At 66.4% G+C, this 18,201-nt stretch carries 18 protein-coding genes; 11 read left to right on the top strand and 7 right to left on the bottom strand.

Features of this window, described 5'->3' with window-relative positions; genetic code table 11:
• The first annotated feature begins 60 nt into the window (after positions 1-60).
• On the top strand, positions 61-927 hold the full coding sequence (locus tag HV798_RS07520; protein ID WP_175192387.1) for an endonuclease/exonuclease/phosphatase family protein: 867 nt from the start codon (positions 61-63) through the stop codon (positions 925-927).
• Complete coding sequence (gene clsB, locus HV798_RS07515) at positions 924-2,135, top strand: cardiolipin synthase ClsB (protein ID WP_175192388.1); 1,212 nt, start codon at positions 924-926, stop codon at positions 2,133-2,135. The genes HV798_RS07520 and clsB overlap by 4 nt, the downstream gene beginning before the upstream one ends.
• A gap of 14 nt (positions 2,136-2,149) precedes the next feature.
• Here the strand turns inward: clsB and HV798_RS07510 are convergent, their stop codons facing one another.
• The 4 genes from HV798_RS07510 to pgi all read right to left on the bottom strand — a co-directional run bounded on the left by HV798_RS07510 (position 2,150) and on the right by pgi (position 6,735).
• Positions 2,150-3,022, bottom strand: a complete 873-nt coding sequence (locus HV798_RS07510) for a DMT family transporter (protein WP_175192389.1) — start codon at positions 3,020-3,022, stop codon at positions 2,150-2,152.
• 13 nt (positions 3,023-3,035) lie between these two features.
• Positions 3,036-4,388, bottom strand: a complete 1,353-nt coding sequence (locus HV798_RS07505) for an MFS transporter (protein WP_246288614.1) — start codon at positions 4,386-4,388, stop codon at positions 3,036-3,038.
• 102 nt (positions 4,389-4,490) lie between these two features.
• The gene (locus tag HV798_RS07500; protein WP_175192391.1) at positions 4,491-5,060 is read right to left on the bottom strand and encodes an SRPBCC family protein; all 570 of its coding nucleotides are present in this window, start codon (positions 5,058-5,060) and stop codon (positions 4,491-4,493) included.
• Between the two features lie 103 nt (positions 5,061-5,163).
• On the bottom strand, positions 5,164-6,735 hold the full coding sequence (gene pgi, locus HV798_RS07495) for a glucose-6-phosphate isomerase (protein ID WP_175192392.1): 1,572 nt from the start codon (positions 6,733-6,735) through the stop codon (positions 5,164-5,166).
• Positions 6,736-6,975: 240 nt separating this feature from the next.
• Here pgi and HV798_RS07490 point away from each other — a divergent pair, with 240 nt between their 5' ends.
• From HV798_RS07490 to HV798_RS07480, 3 genes are all read left to right on the top strand, one after another.
• Positions 6,976-8,079: an MraY family glycosyltransferase gene (locus tag HV798_RS07490; protein WP_175192393.1), complete on the top strand. Its 1,104-nt coding sequence runs from the start codon at positions 6,976-6,978 to the stop codon at positions 8,077-8,079.
• 147 nt (positions 8,080-8,226) lie between these two features.
• Positions 8,227-9,264, top strand: coding sequence for a lipopolysaccharide heptosyltransferase I (gene waaC / locus HV798_RS07485; RefSeq protein WP_175192467.1), 1,038 nt, complete (start codon positions 8,227-8,229; stop codon positions 9,262-9,264).
• A 1-nt stretch (position 9,265) separates the two neighbouring features.
• Positions 9,266-10,555 carry a 3-deoxy-D-manno-octulosonic acid transferase gene (locus HV798_RS07480; RefSeq protein WP_175192394.1) on the top strand — a complete coding sequence of 430 codons (1,290 nt, stop codon included), beginning with the start codon at positions 9,266-9,268 and terminating at the stop codon, positions 10,553-10,555.
• Between the two features lie 70 nt (positions 10,556-10,625).
• On the opposite strand, the gene HV798_RS07475 is transcribed toward HV798_RS07480, so the two are convergent.
• From HV798_RS07475 to HV798_RS07465, 3 genes are read right to left on the bottom strand one after another with little or no spacing between them, the layout of a single operon-like run.
• A complete protein-coding gene (locus HV798_RS07475; protein WP_175192395.1) occupies positions 10,626-10,790 on the bottom strand; it encodes a hypothetical protein in 165 nt (54 codons plus the stop codon).
• 14 nt (positions 10,791-10,804) lie between these two features.
• Positions 10,805-11,611, bottom strand: a complete 807-nt coding sequence (locus HV798_RS07470; RefSeq protein ID WP_175192396.1) for a type III pantothenate kinase — start codon at positions 11,609-11,611, stop codon at positions 10,805-10,807.
• Positions 11,608-12,462: a biotin--[acetyl-CoA-carboxylase] ligase gene (locus HV798_RS07465; RefSeq protein WP_175192397.1), complete on the bottom strand. Its 855-nt coding sequence runs from the start codon at positions 12,460-12,462 to the stop codon at positions 11,608-11,610. The genes HV798_RS07470 and HV798_RS07465 overlap by 4 nt, the downstream gene beginning before the upstream one ends.
• A gap of 95 nt (positions 12,463-12,557) precedes the next feature.
• Between HV798_RS07465 and HV798_RS07460 the strand changes: the two genes are divergently transcribed.
• From HV798_RS07460 to HV798_RS07435, 6 genes are all read left to right on the top strand, one after another.
• Entirely contained in the window at positions 12,558-13,688 is a 1,131-nt protein-coding gene (locus tag HV798_RS07460; RefSeq protein ID WP_175192398.1) for an MlaE family ABC transporter permease, read from the top strand.
• Complete coding sequence (locus HV798_RS07455) at positions 13,688-14,527, top strand: ABC transporter ATP-binding protein (RefSeq protein ID WP_175192399.1); 840 nt, start codon at positions 13,688-13,690, stop codon at positions 14,525-14,527. Before HV798_RS07460 ends, HV798_RS07455 begins: the two co-directional genes overlap by 1 nt.
• Entirely contained in the window at positions 14,514-15,470 is a 957-nt protein-coding gene (locus HV798_RS07450) for an MlaD family protein (protein WP_025136256.1), read from the top strand. Before HV798_RS07455 ends, HV798_RS07450 begins: the two co-directional genes overlap by 14 nt.
• Positions 15,467-16,066, top strand: coding sequence for an ABC-type transport auxiliary lipoprotein family protein (locus HV798_RS07445; RefSeq protein ID WP_175192400.1), 600 nt, complete (start codon positions 15,467-15,469; stop codon positions 16,064-16,066). Before HV798_RS07450 ends, HV798_RS07445 begins: the two co-directional genes overlap by 4 nt.
• Positions 16,067-16,113: 47 nt before the next feature.
• Positions 16,114-16,767 carry an alpha/beta hydrolase gene (locus tag HV798_RS07440; protein ID WP_175192401.1) on the top strand — a complete coding sequence of 218 codons (654 nt, stop codon included), beginning with the start codon at positions 16,114-16,116 and terminating at the stop codon, positions 16,765-16,767.
• Between the two features lie 153 nt (positions 16,768-16,920).
• Complete coding sequence (locus tag HV798_RS07435; RefSeq protein ID WP_175192402.1) at positions 16,921-18,183, top strand: D-alanyl-D-alanine carboxypeptidase family protein; 1,263 nt, start codon at positions 16,921-16,923, stop codon at positions 18,181-18,183.
• Positions 18,184-18,201 lie beyond the last annotated feature (18 nt).

The following is an 18,201-nucleotide window of genomic DNA, read 5'->3' as shown; positions in this document are numbered from 1 at the left end:
GCCGGGTCGCTTCAGGGCCTGGCTCTTGGTTCCTCTGCTTTCAAAGGCGCCATCGCTTTTATGTCGCTCATCCGTGTCGTCAGCTACAACATCCACAAGGGCCGTTCGGCGCTGGGCCGGCGCGATTCCCTGAATGAATTGCGCCTGGGCCTGTATGGCTTGCGCCCCGACCTGGTCTTCCTGCAGGAGGTCCAGGGCCGCAATGAACAGAAATCGTTGCTGGACGCCCAGCACGAGTCCTTGGCCGCCGCGCTGAAACTGGACGTGGCCTATGGCCGCAATGCGGTCCGCCATGAAACCGATCATGGCAATGCGCTGTTGTCGCGCTTTCCCATTCTTGACCACGAAAACCAGGACATCTCCGACCATCGGCTGGAACAGCGCGGGCTGTTGCATGCGCGCGTCGAGCTGGACGGTCGTGCAGTGCATTGCTTCGTGGTGCACCTGGGCCTGTTTGCCGGCAGCCGCAGCCGCCAGATCCTGGCGCTGACCGAGCGCATCCGGCGCATGGTGCCGGACGGCGAACCCATCCTGATCGCGGGTGATTTCAACGATTGGGGTGACCGCCTGGCGCCGCTGTTCGTGCAGCAGCTGGGGCTGTACGAAGTGTTCTCGCACGCGCCGCGCAGCCATGGCGGCGAACTGCCCCGCCTGCGCGATTCGGTCAAGCGCCTGAGCAATGCCTTGCGCGGCCTGCCCAACAGCGGCGTGTCCGTCATGGAACGCACCAACCAGCTGGGCATGGACGGCAGCTCGCGGCTGCTGTTGCCGCCGCCGCGCACGTTCCCGGCCGTCTTTCCGTGGTTCCGCCTGGATCGCATCTACCAGCGCGGCTTTGCCGTGCGTAGCGCGCGCGTGCTGCGCGGCCGCGAATGGGCGCGGCTGTCCGATCATTCCCCCTTGCTGGCCGAGCTGGAACTTCCGTGAAGGCCGAGCAGGTCAAGTTGGAATGGACCGACGGCAACCAGATCCGCTTGTTGCAGAACGGGACCGATTTTTTTCCCGCGTTGTGCAAGGCGATCGACGAGGCCCAGGTCAGCGTGCACCTGGAGACCTACATTTTCATGCTGGACCGCACCGGCCTGAAGGTGCTGGACTGCCTGATGGCCGCGGCCGCGCGCGGCGTGAAGGTGCGGGTGGTGCTGGACGGCTTTGGCAGCGCTGAAACCGTCGATGCCGTGCGTGAACGCCTGACCGGCGCGGGTGCGCAATGCCGCATCTTCCGCCCCGAACCTCGCTGGTTCGCCAAGTTCATCCCGTCGCGCAGCCGCCTGCGGCGTCTGCATCGCAAGGTCACCGTCGTCGATGGCAGCATCGCCTTCATCGGCGGCATCAACATCATCGACGACTACGACGACCTGGACCCGACCGACGGCATATCGGCGCCACGCTTCGATTTCGCGGTGCAGGTGCAGGGCCCCGTGGTGACCGAAGCCGCCTACGCGCAGGACCTGCTGTGGGTGCGGCTTAACTGGGCCCGCCTGCGGCGCCATCCACGCGACTGGAGCCGCATGCGGCTGACCAAGCCCAGCCATGCGCCGGTGGCGCCTTGCGGCGAACTGCGCGCGGCGCTGGTGCTGCGCGACAACCTGCGTTTTCGCCAGACCTTTGAGCGTGCCTACCTGTACGGCATCACGCAGGCGCGCCGCGACATCCTTATCGCCAACGCCTATTTCTTCCCGGGCCGCCAGTTTCGCCGTGCCCTGGCCAAGGCCGCCGCGCGCGGCGTGCGCGTGCGCCTGTTGCTGCAAGGCAAGGTCGAATACCGCATGCAGTACCATGCCACGCGCTCGCTGTACGACCAGCTGCTGCGCGACGGCATCGAGATCTACGAATACATGCCCAGCTACCTGCATGCCAAGGTGGCCGTCATCGACAACGTGGCCACCGTCGGCTCGTCCAACCTGGACCCTTTCAGCCTGCTGCTGGCGCGCGAGGCCAATGTGGTGGTGGACGACCAGCCATTTTCGTGGGACCTGCAAGAGCGGCTGGAGGCGGCCATCCAGCAAGGCGGACGTTTCATCCGGCCGTTGGAATACCAGCGGCGCGGCTGGCTGCGGCGCTGGGTGGACGCGGCGTCGTATACCTTGCTGCGGATCGGCGTGGCGTTGACGGGAACGTCGGACAAGTACTGAACGGGCACCGCCGGCTAGCGGCGCTTGCCGCCGACCAGGCCCAGCGCCAGCGCGGTGCCGACCAGGATGATGCCGGCGCCGACCAGAATCGATGCCGTCATGGCTTCGTCCAGGAACCAGGCGCCCCACACGACACCGAAGACCGGCACCAGGAACGTGACGCTGACCGCGCCGGTCGGTCCCACATTGGCGATGAGCCGGAAGAAAACGATGTACGCCGCGCCGGTGCAGACGACGGCCAGCAGGATGGTGGCGCCCCACGCCATGGCCGACACGGGCGCCTGCGGCCAGGTGGCCAGCGCCAGGGGCAGCAACAGCAGCGTCGCGGCAAGCATGCTGCCCGTGGCATTGGACAGGGCGTCCACTCCCGTCAGAAAGCGCTTGGTCCAGTTGGCGGCGATGCCGTAGAAAATCGGCGCCGACACCGCTGCCAGCACCGCGGGCCCCGTGCCGCCGGCCTGAAAATCAAGTTTGTCCCAGACCAGCACCACGATGCCCAGCAGGCCGATCGCCAGCCCCAACGAGCGTGACCAGGGCAGTCGATCCTTCAGCCATAGCCAGCCGACCACGGCGCCCCACACCGGCGTCACCGCATTGGCGACCGACAAGAACCCCGCGCCTAGCGACTGGGCGGCATAGGCATACAGCAGGAAGGGCAGTGCGGCGTTCAGCGTGCCCACTACCAGGATGGCCTTCCAGTGCTTGGCGATGACCGGCAGCCTGCCACGCCACAGTGCCGCGGGCAGCAGGAAGAGCGCGGCCAGGCCGACACGCAGTTCGATCAGCGCGACGGGCCCGAATTCGCCTACGGCCACGCGCATGAACAGGAATGAGCCGCCCCAGACGGCGGCCAGGAGCAAAAGGTCCAACAAATCACGACGACGCATGGTGAGTCCTGAGTCAGGCTTGGTTCCGGCCGGTGGCCAGATTCTTCATCTTGACCCGATGCGCCAGTACCGCACAGGTCAGGCACAGGACAATACACAGGACCAGACCGGTGCGCACTCCGTTTAGTACAGTGCCATGCGAAATCAGGATACCCACCACGGCGGTACCCAGTGCGCTGCCGATGGCCCGGGTGGTCTGCACCAGCGCGGATGCCACGCCGACGTCGCGTCGCTCGCTCAGCATCTGCATGAACAGTGTCAGATTGGGCAGCAGGAAGCCCAGGGCGCAGCCATTGACGAAGAACGCCGCCACGATCCACCAGGCCGACGTACCGGGTGAGATCAGCAGCACCATCAACGTGCCGACGGCCAGCATGCCGGCCCCGAATACCATGAGGCGTTGCGGTTCGGTCTGCCGGGGGAACAAGCGGCCGTTGATGATGCTGCCCACCGAGATCGCCGCCACCAACGGCGTCATCAGCAGGCCCGCTTCGCTAGGGGTGTAGCCCAGCACCTGCTGCAGCAGCAGCGGGCTGTAGAAAATCAGCACGAACATGACGGCGCCGACCGTCATCGCGGCCAGGTTCAGCAGTTGCGGTTCGCGGCCGGCCAGCACACGCAACGGAAAAATGGGCGTTTCGACACGGCGTTCGATGGGGATGAGCAAAACGATGGCGGCGATGCCAATGATCGCCAGGGCCAGGCCCATCATCGGATGGGCATGCTCGCCTTTGGCGAAGGCGAGTTCCAGCGCCGCCAGCGGGGCACCCACCGCCAGCACCAGCAGAATCGCCCCAATCCAGTCGATGCGCCGTGCGCCGGTGTGCACCGGCTTGATCCGCGGGAAATACTTGGCCAAGAGAAACAGCGCCACCGCCGCGGCCAGTGGGGATATGAAAAACGCAGCCCGCCAGCCCAGCGCCTGGGTGGCGGCGCCGCCCAATACCGGACCAATGCCGCTGGCCATGGCGAAGGCTGCCGAGACCAGGGCCATCCACTTGACGCGTTCCTTGGCATCGGGGAACAGGTCGGCCGGCGCGGCGAAGGCGGTGGCGATCATCATGCCGCCGCCGATGCCCTGAAGCGTACGGAACAGGATCAGTTGTCCCATGGTCTGGGACAGGCCACAGGCAATGGACCCCAGTGCAATGATCAGCACGGAAACCAGCATCAGGGGCTTGCGGCCGAACATGTCGCCCAGGCGGCCAAAGATCATGATGGACGCGGCAGTGGCCAACAAATAGCCCGTGCCGACCCAGGCATACAGCGCCATGCCGTTCAGCGCTTCAGCCACCCGCGGCAAGGTGGTGCTGATGATGGTGGAATCGAAGGCGGCGAGCACCACCGTAGCGGCTACCCCTGCCATCCCCCTCAGCAGGTCGCGGCGAGAGTGAGCGGGGGCGGCGGGCTGGGGTGTTGGCGGCGGTGGATTCATGCCGCCAAGCATATCATCGGTGCATAAGGGTTTTTACTTGTAGAACGCGTGGTAGCTCCAGAACACCGCGACCACCAGCACCACCAGTATCCACGACCAACGCGAGTTGGACAGGCCGCGCGGTTCGGGCTCCGGCGGCGGCGGCGGTGGGGCCAGGCGGGGCTGCTTGGCCATGTGGTCAATGAAGGCGGTGAAGAATTTCTGGATGATCTTGTCGCCCGCCTTGAGCAGCAGCCCTTCGCCGCATTCGGCGAGCTTGCCGCCCGCCATGCCGGCCACGGTGTAGGCAACGCGCGTGCCTTGATCCTTGGTGCTGAGATTGATCTGCGCGGTGCCGATCGCCAGGCAGGCTGCCCGGCCTTTGCCCTCGAAGACGAGCGTGCAGCTATTGGGGGCGTTGGTGTCCGACATGAGGATTTCGCCTTCGTAGTCGGTATCGATGCCCGCCAGCTTGGCGCGCAAGGTGACGGCGTACTCGGTGGGGCTTTTTCGGGTGACTTCTACACAACCGGGAATGCACTTCTGCAACACTTCCGGGTCTGTCAACGCGTCCCATGTCTGGTGTTGCGTGGCAGGAATCCATTGGGCATCAGCTATGCGCATGGCTGTCTCCTTGTAGAAGAGTTGTACGCCTATTCTGTTCCCAAATAGCCTGTTTGGCTACTTTTGGCCCTGTCTTGAGCGTAACGGCCAGCCATGCCGGGGGTCAGGATTTGTGGGACAACTCCGAAATCCAGTGCTGCGTAGAGATGTCGTGCGAGGCTGCCGGCGCCTGGCCGCGCAACTCTTGAAGAATGCCGCTGGCCATGTTCTTGCCGGCTTCCACCCCCCATTGGTCGAAGGGGTTGATGCCCCAGATGAGCGATTGCACGAAGACCTTGTGTTCATAGAGTGCGAGCAGCGCGCCCAGCGCATGGGGCGTCAGCCTGGGCAGAACGATCAGGGACGACGGCCTGCCTCCCTGGTGCTTGCGATGGCGTGATAGCCATTGGGCTTTTTCCTGCGGCATGCCCTGCGCCACCAGGCGGGCGCAATCGGCGTCTGATGAGGTGCCTTGCAACAAGGTCTGGCGCTGGGCCAGGCAATTGGCGACCAGCATGGTGTGTTCGTCCACCCATTGATGGTCGGCTTCTCTGCACATGATGAAATCCACCGCAGCGCCGTCCGTGCCCTGGTGCAGCCACTGGAAGAAGGTGTGCTGGCCATCGGTGCCGGGCATGCCCCAGACCGTGGGGCCGGTCGGTACGCCCACTGCGTTGCCCGCAATGTCGACGGACTTGCCCAGTGATTCCATGTCGAGCTGTTGCAGGTAAGGGGCAAGATATTGCAGGCGTGCGTCATAGGCCGCGATGCTCAGCGATGCATAGCCCAGGACGCTGCGGTTCGCCACGCCGGCCAGTGCCAGTTGCGCGGGCGCGTTGTCGGCGATGGGCGCCTGCGCGAAATGCGCGTCCATGGCGGCGGCGCCGGCCCGCAGATTCTCGATGGCGTCGGCCCCCAGCACCAGGGCGATCGGCAGGCCGACGGCAGACCACAGCGAGTAGCGGCCGCCAACCCAGTCCCAGAACTCGAAGATCTGGTCGGTTGGAATGCCTAGCGCCTGGGCGGCCGCCGGCCGCGCGGTGATCGCGACGACCTGCTCATAAGGCCGCTCGATACCGGACTCCGTCAGCCAGCGCACGGCTCGGCGCAAGTTGGCCAACGTCTCGGCCGTGGTGAAGGATTTGGACGTGACGACGATGAGCGTGTCTTGGGGAGCCATGCCCTGGATCGCGTCTTCGAGGGCATGGCCGTCGATGTTGGCCACGAACTTCAAGAGCCTGCGCTTGGCGCCGCTGCCGCAGGCGTCGGTGACCAGCCGGACGCCCCAATCGCTGCCGCCGATTCCGATGTGGATCACGTTTCGCCAGCGGCCCTGCGCATCCGCCTGTTCCACGAATTCGCGAACCCGTTGATGCTGCTGAGCGACCGCCTCGATGGGAGCGGGGTCACGCAGCATGGTGTGCCAGGCCGCTCTGTCTTCTGTCTGATTGATGCGATCGCCTGCCATCAGCGCGGCGCGGGCCTGGTCGAAGCCTCGTGCCTCGAGCAGCGCAGCAGCGGTGGCGCGGCAGGTGGGGGAGGTGACCTGGGCACTCAAGTCGATGGTGAGGCCGCCGGCTTGGATGAGGTGAATCGAGTCGGTGCAGAAAGACGCGTCTTGCACAGCCTGTCCAAAGCGTTGCCATTCGGGCAAGCGCTGCAGGGGAATGTGTCCAGCGAAATCAACAGGCAGCATATTTTGAGAATGCGTCTTAATCGTTTATTGGCAAGATCAGCGCGATCGATCTATCGTCGTTGGCTATTCCGCTTCCCAGCCAGGTCGGCAGTTTACTCGTTCATTTCAGCCATATGACCAGGCGATTTGGTGTCGAAACGTCCTCTTTTCACTCCTTTGCAGGAGGGGCGCTTTGGATTTGATGTCAGAAGTGTGTCTGACGCTACAATCGCGCCAATTCCCCATTCCGGCGTGCTTTTCATGTTGTACGTTCTTGTAGCGTTCCTGGTTTCGCTTATTTCCACCTTGCTGATCGTTCGCTACCGCTCTTGGCATGATGGCCTGACGGCCGACCACGATCTGGATGGCGTGCAGAAATATCACTCGGCGCCGGTTCCCCGAATTGGCGGGCTGTCACTGCTGGTGGCAACAGGTGTGACGTGTGCATTGGTCGCTGTGCGCGAGCCCGACGTCCTGCCCAGCATGGTGCTGCTCCTGGCAGCCTCGATGCCCGCTTTCCTGGGCGGTTTTGCCGAAGACTTGACCAAGCAGGTCAGGGTATTGGTTCGTCTCGGCCTGGCCATGCTGTCAGGTGTCGCTGCCTATTATCTTCTGGGAGCAGCGGTGACGCGCGTCGACATTATCGGTATTGATTGGCTGCTGCAATTCGGGGTCATTTCCCTGATATTCACGTCAGTGGCGATTGGCGGCGCCGCAAATGCCATCAATATCATCGACGGATATAACGGATTGGCGGCAGTGGTTTCCGCGATGATTCTGGCGGGCTTCGCTTACGTATCTTTTTATCTGGGCGACCGGTTTCTGTTGATCGTGGCGCTCAGCACTTTGGGCGCGGTTATTGGTTTTCTCGTTTGGAATTATCCGCACGGGCATATTTTCCTGGGGGATGGCGGCGCCTATTTTCTGGGATTCATCATCGGCGAGCTGTCGGTATTGATGTTGGCTCGCCACCCGCAGGTGTCGGCATGGTTTCCGCTGCTGTTGTGCATCTACCCGGTCTTCGAGACGCTGTTTTCCATCTACCGCAAGAAGTGGCTGCGGGGCCGATCACCCGGCGCCCCTGACGGCGTTCACCTGCACATGCTGATCTACAAGCGCCTGGTGCGCTGGGCCATCGGGTCGCGCGAAATGCGGCATCAGACGCAACGCAACTCCATGACGTCGCCTTATCTGTGGCTGCTCTCGTCCCTGGCCGTCATTCCTGCAGTGCTGTTCTGGCAGCAGCCGTATGTGCTCATGCTGTGCACCGCGGCATTCTCCACGACGTATATCCTGTTGTATCGCAGGCTTGTGCTGTTCCGCATGCCTAAATGGATGATTGTCAAAAAGCGGAAACGGCACTGAGACAAGCGTGATTTCGGCTGGAATGCAGATTTGGCCTGGGGCGGAACATGCCGCGCTGTAATGGGCAATGTTGTTGTACAGTTCGGGCTGCGTTGACCGGTGCCTGCCCTTCGGGTCGATAGTGGCGCCAAGCACGAATCCTTGCCCATGCCCACACGAATTCTCATTGTTCGCACCTCCTCCCTGGGCGACCTCGTCCATATGTTGCCGGCTATCACCGATATTGCCCGGCACGTTCCCGACGCGCAGATCGATTGGGTCGTCGAAGAGGCGTTTGCCGAGATTCCTTCCTGGCATCCCGCGGTCAATGAAATCATCAAGGTTGCCCATCGCCGCTGGCGTAAATCCTGGTGGTCGGCGCAAGTGCGGGCCGAGCGGCGCGCGCTGCGCGAACGCCTGCGGTCCGTGCAGTACGACATCGTCCTGGATATGCAGGCCCTGTTGAAGTCCGCGTGGCTGGTACGTCAGGCGCGTGGCGTACGGCATGGTCTGGATTGGCGTTCCGCCCGCGAGCCGTTGGCGTCCCTGTTTTATAACGTGCGTCACCGCGTGGAATTCTGGCAGCCCGCCGTCATCCGCCAGCGCAAGTTGGCCGGACTGACTTTCGGGTATCAGCACGCCGGCTTGCCGGATTTCGGCTTGCAGTCCTTTGTTCGGCAAGCCGGGCAAGCGGCGGATCCGGTGCACGACGTGCCAAGTGAAGGGCTCAATGCCACGGAACTGCCCCGACTGCACCATGTAGACGCGGACCGCGGCTATGCCGTGATCATGCCGTCGGCCAGCCGCGACGACAAACTCTGGCCCGAAGATGACTGGCGGGCCGTGTTTCGCCGCCTTCTGGATGCGGGGTGCTCGCTCAAATTGCTGGCCGGCAACGAGCAGGAAGCCGAGCGTGCCCGGTTGTTGGTGGCGGGCATGGAAGACGTCGAAGTCATGCCACGCATGGACCTGAGTTCGGTGGCCCGATTGTTGGCGGGATCCCGCCTGATGGTGGGGTTGGACAGTGGCCTGACGCATCTGTCGGCGGCCTTGGGCCGCCCCACGATCGGCATCTATCGCGCGTCCACGCCGGTGCGCACGCCCCTGGTCGGTTCCAATTACACGGCCAGCCTGGGCGATCGCGGCGCCTCGCCTTCGCGCGAGGCTGTCATGGCGTCGGTGGAGCAGGCGCTGGCGGCGCACTGACATGAACCGCGGCGTCTACACCCTGGCGTTGCGGGCGCTGGCGCCCCTGGTCTGGCTGTGGATGGCCCGCCGGGCCAAGCGGGCAGGCGGCGAATGGCAGATTTTTTCACCCGAACGCTTTGGCCGGAGCGCCACGAATCGTTCCGCTGCCGTGGCCGACGCGACGGCGCCCGCTCCCGTCTGGGTGCATGCCGTGAGCCTGGGCGAGACGCGTGCTGCCCAGCCGCTGCTGCAAGCGTTGCTGGACCACGGCCTGCCCGTGTTGCTGACCCACATCACTGCCACGGGCCGCGCCGAAGGCGCACGGCTGTTTGCCGACGCGATTGCGCGGGGACAGCTTCGCCAGGCCTGGCTGCCCTACGATTTTCCTGGCGCCACACGGCGCTTTCTGGCGGCCAACACCCCCCGCTGCGGTCTGCTGATAGAACGCGAAATCTGGCCCAATCTGTTGGCGGCTGCCCGGCGTGCCCGCCTGCCCATGGCGCTGGTAAGCGCCCGCTACTCGGAATCTTCGCTGCGCCAGGCGCGTCGTCTGGGCAGCGTCATGCGCGAAGCGCTGCAAGGGCTGGATCTGGTGCTGGCCCAGACCGCGCAGGACGCTGACCGGTTGGCCCAGGCCGGCGTGCGCAATCCGAGCGTGTCAGGCAATTTGAAATTCGATCTGGCCTTGCCTGACCGGCAGGTTCAGGCGGGGCAGGCGTGGCGCGCCCGCCTGGGCCGGCCCGTGGTCGCCTTGGCCAGTACTCGCGAAGGCGAGGACGCGCCGTTCATCGACGCGATCAAGCGCCAGTCGGCGACGGCTGGCGGGCCGTTGTTCTTGCTGATTCCACGTCATCCCCAGCGGTTCGACGAGGCTGCGGCGCTGCTGGAGCAGGCGGGCGTGCCTTATGTCAGGCGCTCGTCCGGACAGGATCCTGGCGCGGACACGACCGTGCTGCTGGGCGATACGCTGGGCGAGATGGCCTTTTACTATGCGGCCTCGGACGTGGCCGTGGTGGCCGGCAGTTTTGCGCCGCTGGGCGGACAGAACCTGATCGAAGCGTGCGCGGCAGGTGTGCCGGTCATCGTGGGGCCGCATACGTTCAATTTTCAGCAGGCTGCGAGCGATGCCATCGAGGCGGGTGCGGCGCAGCGCCAGCCCGATCCGGCACAGGCAGTGGCCGCCGCCTTGGCGTTGGTGGCCGATCCGCCCAGGCGGCAGGCGGCTGGCCAGGCGGCGCAGACCTGGTTTGCCAGCCATTCGGGCGCCACGGCCCGGACGATGGCCGCGTTGGCGCCCTGGCTGGATTGATGAAGGTGGCGTCGCAGGCGCATGCGACGCGCTCTGGCCGATGGCCTGGCGTGCAAGCCGCCGCGAAGCCTTAACGGGCGGTTCTGGGCACCAGCGTGACGGCGCCGGGATTCAATTCCTGGCTGAAACGGCGCGGGTCACGGCCTTCGTCCGCCGGCCGCGTGCCCAGCCAGCCCTGGCCCAGCGCCAGCACCCACAGATTGGCCAACAGGATCAGGATGAAGAGCACTCGCATGCGGCGGCCTCGTGTCAGGCGTCCGGTGCCGGGGTGGCGCGCGCCATGGCGGCCAGTCCGTCCAGGACGGGGTGGTTGAGGTAGACGGGCACGGGCGCAGCGCCGAACGCGCCGCCGGCATCCGCCAGCAGGCGTTCGATTTCCTGGTGCACTTCCGGCCAACCGCCGCCGGCCGCGAAGATCTGTGGCGTCTGGCCGTAGCGCTGGCGGCCGGCCAGCCACTGGCGCACCACGGCGCCGGCCTGGGCGGCGGCGATGCCCGAGGCGATGGCTTCGTGCGTGTCGGTGGGATAGGCCACGACCTGGCCCTCGGCGATCGGCAGGTTGGCCGTGCCGTGGGCCAGCGCGTTGCGCATCATGGCGGGTCCGGGCAGGATCAGGCCGCCGACAAAGACGTTGTCGGGCCCGACCGTGTCGATGGTGGTGGCGGTGCCGAAGCTGGCCAGCAGGAAGGGCGGATGAGCCCCCGGCAGGCGCGACAGCACGCCCAGCAGCGACGCCCAGCGGTCCGCGCCCAGCTGCTGCGGTGTCTTGTAGCGGTTGACCAGCCCCAGGGTGGTGGCCTGCGACGTCGCCCAGGTGACCGTGCAGCCGCGGCGCTGCAGCATGGCCGCAATGGCGGCGCCGCGTTCGGCGCCTGCGACGTTCACGCCCAGCGCGCGCGTCGGTTGCTGAGGCAGGGCAGTCAGCCAGCGGTCCAGGGCGTCCAGGTCGAGGCCGTCGAAGGCGACGGCGGCAGGCTCGCGCGGCATGTCGGGGCTGGTGGGGTCCAGCCAACCCACTTTGAGGCGGCTGTTGCCGGAGTCGATGAGGATGATCATGCCTGCTGCCTGATCGAGATTTCACCGACCGATATCGGCGTGGCGCCCTGGGGCGTCTGGACCAGCAGGCGGCCCTGGCTGTCGACGCCACAGGCCGTGCCGCTGAGGATGACGTCGCCCTTGTCGAGCACATTGACGGCGCGGCCGGCCAACGCGTCGACCTGGCCGAAACGCTGCGCGAAGGCGCCAAAGCCCTCGCGTTCCAGCATCTGCACGGCCTCGTGCCAGGCGGTGGCCGCGGCGCAGACCAGGTCTGCGGCGATGGCGGGGTGGTCGGGCGCGTGTTGGGTGACCTGGGTCCAGTCGGCCACCTGGCGGCCCAGGGCCTGCGACAGCGTGTCGGCGTCGACCAGGTTCACGCCCATGCCGATGACGACCGTATAGCCGGTTTCGCGGCCGCCCGGATTGCGGGTGGTCTCGACCAGCACGCCGGCCAGCTTGGCGTCGCGCCATTGCACGTCGTTGGGCCATTTCATGCAGAGGCCGTCGGCGTCGGGGCCGGCCACGGCGCGCAGCGCCTCGCAGGCGGCCAGGCCGGCCAGCGGCGACAGGGCGGGCAGTTGGGCGGCCGGCAGGTGCACGTCGAACGCACACGAGAACATCAGCGCCGCGCCCACCCGGTTCTGCCAGGGGCGGCCGGCACGGCCACGGCCCGTTTCCTGCAGGTGGGTGCCCAGCAGCCAGGGTTTGCCGGCGGCCGCGCCGCTGCGGGCGCGTGCAAGCAGGTCGGCGTTGGTCGAGCCGGTGCTGGCGGTCCAGGCAATGTCTTGGAAGGCGGGCAGGCGCGAACCCAGCATCCGGGCCAGGTCGTCTGGCGCGGGCAGGTCGATGGGGCGGACTTGAGCGGACATGGCGGCGATTGTAGGGCACGCGCGGGCCGGGTTCGCGGCGTTTCGGCCTCAGCGTATATGATTGTCGATACATTTTGCATCGGTATCCTGTCTTCATGCCGCATTCTTCCCCATCCGTGTCCGCCGCCGCGCCCTTCCGCCAGGAAGCGGGCGTGTGCCATGTGGGGGGCGACTGGAGCGTTCTGGCGCTGGCCGAGCCCGGCGAGGTCGAACGGCGCCGCGCCGCGATGGCCAAGGCCGTCAGCGAGGACGCGCGCTGGGACCTGCACTGCATCAGCCGGCTGGACACCATCGGCGCCCTGCTGATCTGGCAGGCCTGGGGCGAAAAGCTGCCCGAACGGGTGCGTTGGTCGGCCGGCCAGCAGGATGTGTTCAACGCCCTGGCGATGAACAAGGGCGAGCGCCAGGCGCCGCCGCGCCCCGAGGCCTCGTGGGGCTGGGTCCGGTCCGTAGGCGACGCGGTGTTGCAGGCGGCCGAGAATGGCCGCGCCCTGTTGGTGATGCTGGGGCAGCTGGTGCTGGATTTCTTCGGCATGCTGCGTCGGCCCTCGCGCGGCCCTTGGCGCGAGATCTCGGCCCAGATCTACCGCACGGGGGCGCAGGCGCTGGGCATCACGGCGCTGGTGGGGTTTCTGATCGGCGTGGTGCTGTCGTATCTGTCGGCGCAGCAGTTGCAGATGATCGGCGCGGACCGCTTCATCGTCAGGCTGCTGGGCGTGTCCATCGTGCGCGAGCTGGGGCCGGTGCTGGCCGCCATTCTGGTGGCGGGGCGGTCGGGGTCGGCCATCACCGCGCAGATCGGCGTCATGCGGGTCACGCAGGAACTGGACGCGATGCTGGTGATGGGCATTTCGCACGGCCAGCGGCTGATCCTGCCGCGGGTGGTGGCACTGGCGGTCACCATGCCGTTGCTGGTGCTCTGGACCGACGCCATGGCCATTCTGGGCGGCATGCTGGCCGCGCAGGTGCAGTTGGGCGTGTCGGCGCAGTGGTTCCTGCAATCCTTGCCCGACGCGATTTCCCTGACCAATTACTGGATCGGCATCCTGAAGGGCGTGACCTTCGGCATGCTGATCGCGCTGATCGCCTGCCATTTCGGCTTGCGCATTCAGCCCAACACGGAAAGCCTGGGGCGCGGCACCACGACCTCGGTGGTCACGTCGATTACCGGCGTGATCCTGCTGGACGCGTTGTACGCGGTGATTTTCAGTTCGGTGGGTATCTGATGGCCGGCGCCGAACAACATCGCCTGTTCACCGAAGAGCATGTCACGGTTGCGCCGGTCATTACCGTGCGGGGCCTGCGTACCGCCTTCGGCGCCCACGTCGTGCACGACAACCTGGACCTGACGGTGTTTCCCGGCGAGATCCTGGTGCTGGTGGGCGGCTCGGGCACGGGCAAGACGGTGCTGCTGCGCCAGATCATCGGGCTGGACCAGCCGGCCGCAGGCACGATCCAGGTGCTGGGCAATACCCTGTCCGAGCTGACGACCGCCGAGCGGCGTCGTCTGTCGTACCGCTGGGGCATGCTGTTCCAGGCCGGTGCGCTGTTTTCGGCGCTGTCCGTGTTCGACAACGTGGCGCTGCCGCTGCGCGAACTGCGCACGGTGCCCGAAGACCTGGTGCACGACGTCGTGATGTGCCGGCTGGCGATGGTGGGCCTGACGGCACAGGACGCCGGCAAGCGGCCATCGGACCTGTCCGGCGGCATGGTCAAGCGCGTGGCGTTGGCGCGCGCGTTGTCGCTCGACCCGGAACTGGTGTTCCTGGACGAGCCCACGGCGGGCCTGGATCCGCTGCGCTCGGACGAATTCGTGGACCTGGTGCGCAGTCTGCACCGGCAGTTGGGATTTACCGTTGTCATGGTGACGCACGATCTGGACACGCTGCTTGCGTTGGCCACCCGTGTGGCCGTGCTGGCGGACAAGCGGGTGATCGTATGCGACACGGTGCCGGAAGTACTGAAGGTCGATCACCCGTTCATTCACACATTCTTCCTGGGCGAACGCGGTCTGCGTGCGCTTGGGGACATGGCGCCGAAGGGAACGCATCATGGAAAACCGTAGTCACGCGCTCATGGCCGGCATTTTCACGCTGGTCCTCCTGGCCGCCGCTGCGCTGGTGGCCGTCTGGATCGGCCGCGACCGGACCAAACTGCAAACCTATGAAATCGTGTCGGCCACTGCCGTCAGCGGCCTGAACCCGCAATCGACCGTCCGTTACCAGGGCGTGCCGGTGGGCAAGGTGCAGTCGCTGGCGCTGAACCCCGACAAGCCCGGGCAGGTGCGGATCCGCATCGGCGTGGCGCCCAACACGCCCATCACCGAATCGACCTGGGCGGAACTGGGCGTGCAGGGCGTGACCGGCATGGCCAATGTGGAGTTGCGCGATGACGGCAGTTCGTTCAAGCGGCTGGCCTCCAGCGACGCCAATCCCGCCGCGATTCCGCTGCGCCCTGGCTTCCTGGACCGCATCGAGCAACGCGGCGGCCGCCTGATTTCCAATGTGGAAGACGCGACCGAGCAATTGCGCCGGCTGCTGAGCCAGCAGAACGTGCAGGCGCTGACCGCCAGTTTGCAGAACGCCGCCGACATCACCCAGTCGCTCAAGGACGCTACCCGCGACCTGAGCCCGACCCTGGCCAAGCTGGGTCCGCTGATGGATTCGCTGGGCAGCACGTCGCGTCAGGCCGACCGCGCGGCGCGCGAGGTCGCCGACCTGGCCCAGCAGGCGCGGCAGTCGCTGGCGCGGCTGAACGCGCCCGACGGCCCGCTGGCCACGGCCACGCGCAGCCTGAATGACATCGCTTTTGCCGCCTCGCGCCTGGACAGCGAGACGTTGCCTGCCGTCGCCAGCATGGCCGCCAACGTCAGCGCAGCCGCGCGCGGCGCCACCTTTACCCTGCGGCGCGTCGACAACTCGCCGCAATCGTTGTTGTTCGGGCCGGCGCCGGTTGCGCCCGGGCCCGGCGAGGCCGGGTTCGCCGGATTTGGGAGACAGCCGAAATGAAGATGCGCAGCGCAGTTCTGATCCTGACTTTGGCGCTCGCCGGCTGCGGGGTAGGCCGCGTCGGCGCGCCGCCCGCCGTCTTCGACCTGGGGCTGGACGCCCGCCCCACGCCGCAGTTGCCGGCGCGTGAACCCATCGCGCTGGTGTTCTCGGCCGTGCCGGCGCTGTCCGATACCGGCATCGTCTGGCGGGTGGGCGACAGCGCCGCGCCCAAGTCCTACGCCACTTACCGTTGGTCGTCATCGCCGTCCGATCTGGTGCGACAGCGCCTGATCGAACGCCTGTCGCGCCAGGGGCCGGTGCTGGCCGAGCGGGCCAGCGGCCAGACGCCGCAGTTGCAGGTCTACCTGTCGCAGTTCGAGCAGGTGTTCACGCCCGACGGCTCGGCCAGCGAGGGCCGCGTGCTGCTGCAGGCGGTGCTGCTCAATGGCCGCGACGTGGCCGGACAGATCCGTATCGCAACCCAGGCCCCGGCACCGACACAGGACGCCGCCGGCGGCGTGGCCGCCTTGCGCCAGGCGACCGATGACGCCGCAGACCAGCTGGCGCAGTGGCTGGCCAGCAATCCGAAGGCCGCGGCGCGGCCAATCCGCTGACGCCCCGCCGGTTAACATTCCCTTTTTCACGCAGCACGAGTACCCCTATGCCCGCAAGCACTGAAACCCATGCCTTCACCGGCGCCGCCGGCCGCATCGATTGCGCAGTGGATTGGCCCGACGGCACGCCGCGGGGCTGGGCCCTGGTACTGCATCCGCACCCGCTGCAAGGCGGCGCCCGCGAAAACAAAGTCGTGACCACGCTGTCGCGCGCTTGCGTACAGCACGGGTTGGTGGCGGTGCGCCCCAACTTCCGCGGCGTCGGCTTGTCCGAAGGCGTGTTCGACAAGTCCGTGGGCGAAACCCAGGACATGCTGGCGGTGGTGGCGCAGATGCGCGAACGCCATCCTGAACTGGCTGCCGCGCCCTGGGTGCTGGCCGGATTTTCCTTCGGCACCGCCGTGGCCGCGCAGACCTACGCCGCGCTGGCGGACCAAGGCGAAGCCGTACTGCCCAGCGCCTTGATGCTGATGGGGCCGGCGGTGAACCGCTTCCAGTCGCATGAGGTCCAGGTTCCTGACGATACGCTGATGGTGCATGGCGAAGAGGACGAAGTCGTGCCCTTGTCCGAAGCCATGGACTGGGCCCGGCCGCGCTCGATTCCCGTGGTGGTGATCCCCGGCGCGTCGCACTTCTTCCATGGCAAGCTGCTGGTGCTGCGCCAATTGGTGCAGGCGCGCCTGAAGGTTGCGCTGGACTGAGCCGCGCGCCGCGACGCGCGGCGAGTTGCATCAGGTTGCATGTTTTAAATGACCAAGGAACCCATCCCGGGGCGGATGGGTCCTATCGACTGCCTATAATTGTCAGCCACTTGCCCCGCGCCAGCGGGCGTCTTTCCTGGACCCACGTTGCCGATGAAGAATTTGCCTTACTCCGCTCAATCCCCCGTTGTCTTTGCCCGTCGCGCGTTGGCCGGCGCGGTGTTGTCGGCGATGCTTGCGGCGTCGCTGCCGGCCTGGGCCCAGCAGGCGCCCGCCGCGGCACCCGCGGCCGCTGGCGCCACGGCGCCCGCGCCGACGGCCTCGGGGGTGGTGCCGGTGGGCGATGTGTCGGCGGTGCCCGCGCCCACCATCGCGGCCAAGGCCTGGATCGTGATCGACGTGAACAGCGGCCAGACCCTGGCGGCCTCCAACCCGGACATGAAGGTCGAGCCGGCCTCGCTGACCAAGATCATGACGGCCTACGTCGTGTTCAACGCGCTGGAAGAAAAGCGCCTGACGCTGGAGCAGACCGTGCCCGTGTCCGAGCATGCCTGGCGCACCGGTGGCTCGCGCATGTTCATCGAGCCGCGCAAGCCGGTCACGGTTGACGAACTGAACCAGGGCATGATCGTGCAGTCGGGCAACGACGCGTCCGTCGCGCTGGCCGAAGCGGTTGGCGGCAGCGAATCCGCCTTCGCTTCGCTCATGAACCAGGAAGCCGAACGCCTGGGCATGCGCAATACCCACTTCATGAACGCCACGGGCCTGCCTGACCCGCAGCACATGACGTCCACGCGCGACCTGGCCACGCTGTCGGCGCACCTGATCACCGACCACGCCGAGTTCTTCCACTACTACAAGCAGAAGAGCTTCACCTACAACAAGATCACCCAGCCCAACCGCAACCGCCTGCTGTGGGCCGACCCGTCGGTCGACGGCATGAAGACCGGCCATACCGATTCCGCCGGCTATTGCCTGGTGTCGACCGCGGTGCGCGGCGACCGCCGCATCCTGGTCGTGGTGGTGGGCACCGACAGTGAAGCCACCCGCGCCGAAGAAAGCCTGAAGCTTTTGAACTGGAGCTTCCAGAATTTCGACACGGTCAAGCTCTTCGACAAGAGCCAGCCTGGCATCGACGCCCGCGTCTGGGAAGGCACGGCCGACAACGTCAAGCTGGGCCCGCCCAACCCGGTGTCGGTGGCAGTGCCGCGTGGCAAGGCCGGCGACCTGAAGCCGGTGGCGCAGCGCACGGATCCGCTGATCGCCCCGCTGGCCAAGGGCCAGCAGGTTGGCACGCTGCAGTTCACGCTGGATGGCAAGGTGCTGCGCACCGAACCGCTGGTGGTGCAGGACGCCGTCGAGCGCGCGGGCTTCTTCGGCCGCATGGCCGATACCGTCAAGCGCTGGTTCCAGTAAGCGGGCGCGCCACGGGCG

The sequence above is a fragment of the Achromobacter deleyi genome (assembly GCF_902859705.1).
Lineage (GTDB): Bacteria > Pseudomonadota > Gammaproteobacteria > Burkholderiales > Burkholderiaceae_B > Achromobacter > Achromobacter deleyi.
Note: the sequence above shows the minus strand (reverse complement) of the source record. Positions and strands in the feature narration are given on the sequence as shown.